This window comes from Aromatoleum sp., assembly GCF_036675785.1.
GTDB lineage: Bacteria > Pseudomonadota > Gammaproteobacteria > Burkholderiales > Rhodocyclaceae > Aromatoleum.
This window is the reverse complement of the sequence record NZ_JAKFEF010000079.1, coordinates 1-1,553: the sequence shown is the minus strand read 5'-3', so window position 1 is coordinate 1,553 and position 1,553 is coordinate 1. Positions and strand designations below refer to the sequence as shown.

Annotated in this window: 2 protein-coding genes; both read left to right on the top strand. The window is 69.2% G+C overall.

Features of this window, described 5'->3' with window-relative positions; genetic code table 11:
- A partial coding sequence (locus V6M37_RS17300) for a sigma-54 interaction domain-containing protein (protein WP_332675429.1) occupies positions 1 to 1,101 on the top strand: 1,101 nt, incomplete at its 5' end.
- A gap of 202 nt (positions 1,102 to 1,303) precedes the next feature.
- On the top strand, positions 1,304 to 1,553 hold a 250-nt coding region (locus V6M37_RS17295; protein ID WP_332675427.1), incomplete at its 3' end, for a hypothetical protein.

Sequence of the window (1,553 nt, the reverse complement as noted above, 5' to 3'; positions counted from 1 at the left end):
CTGCTGTACTCGGCCGACACGATCCGGCAGGCCTTCGAGAGCGCGCTGGAAATTGCGTTCGCCGTCGGCAGCGCGGAGACGCAGGCGCCGAGCCTGCGCGCCGGACGCGGCAGCGGTGGCGGTCGCTACGCGCTGTCCGACCTGATCGGCGACAGCGCGCCGATGCGCGCGCTGCGTCACGACATCGGCAACTTCGCGGCCTCGGATCGCACGGTGCTGATCACCGGAGACACCGGAACCGGCAAGGAACTGGTCGCGCAATCGCTGCACGCCGGCAGTCCGCGCCGCAAGGGCGCGTTCGTGGCCGTGAACTGCGGCGCCATCGCCGAGTCGCTGCTCGAATCCGAACTGTTCGGCTACGAGGAAGGCGCCTTCACCGGCTCGCGCCGCGGCGGTCGCACCGGCCTGATGGAAACCGCGCATGGCGGCACCTTGTTCCTCGACGAGATCGGCGAGATGCCGCTCGCGCTGCAGACGCGCTTGCTGCGTGCGCTCGAGGAACGCGAAGTCCTACGCGTCGGCGCTTCGCGTGCGGTGCCCATCGACATCCGCGTCATCGCCGCCACGCACGGCGATCTCGACGCGATGGCCGCGGCCGGCCGTTTTCGCCGCGATCTCTACTACCGGCTCAACGTGCTGCGCCTGCAGGTGCCGGCGCTGGCCGATCGCGGCGCCGACATCGTGCAGCTCGCGCGGCATTTTCTCGAAGCCTCGCTCGGCAAGGTCACGCCGGAATGGACCGAAGCGGCGCTCGATGTGCTGCGGGCGCACGCCTGGCCCGGCAACGTGCGCGAGCTGCGCAATCTGGTGGATCGCGTCGCGGTCTTCTGCGAAGGCAGTACGGCTCCGATCGATGTGGCGCTGCTGCGGCGCTGTGCGGCCGAGCTGTTCGATCGTCCGCGGACTTCCGGAAGCGCGACGCAGACAGCTCCGACAGACGCGGAACCGAAGACCCCGGCCGCTCGACGTCGCAGCGGCGGTACGCGCCCGGATCTGCGCCGCGTGATGGAACGCGCCGGCGGCGATCGTCAGGTTGCCGCGCGCATCCTCGGTGTGTCGCGCACGACGCTGTGGCGCTGGCTGCGCGACGCGGAAATGTAGGGACCATCCGGGCAGGGCGGATCAGGCGAAGCCGTCATCCGCCGATCGAACGGCGGACGAGACTGGCGGGTTACGCCGCGAAAAAACTCGCGGCCAACCCGCCCTGCACGCTAGGGCGCACCCTCGCGTTCCGCGGGTGTTTTCGCCCCGACCTGCGCAGTAAGCTCCCAGGTCCCGGCATCACGCACACAGGAGAACGATCATGCCGCTGCATCCCCAGGTTGAAGGCTTGCTCACGCAGATGGGCTCGTCCGGTCTCAAGAAGATCCAGGACATGACGCCCGAAGAATCACGCCCGACGTTCAGCGCCGTGTTCGCTGCTGCCACTGCGGACGGCGCGGGTCCGGCGGTGAACATGCTCAATCCCGGTGCGGAGTACTTGAATCCACGGATCAGCTCGCGGGAGCCGGCCAGGAACCCGCCCAGGGCGTCGACGTCGACGAAGCCGATGA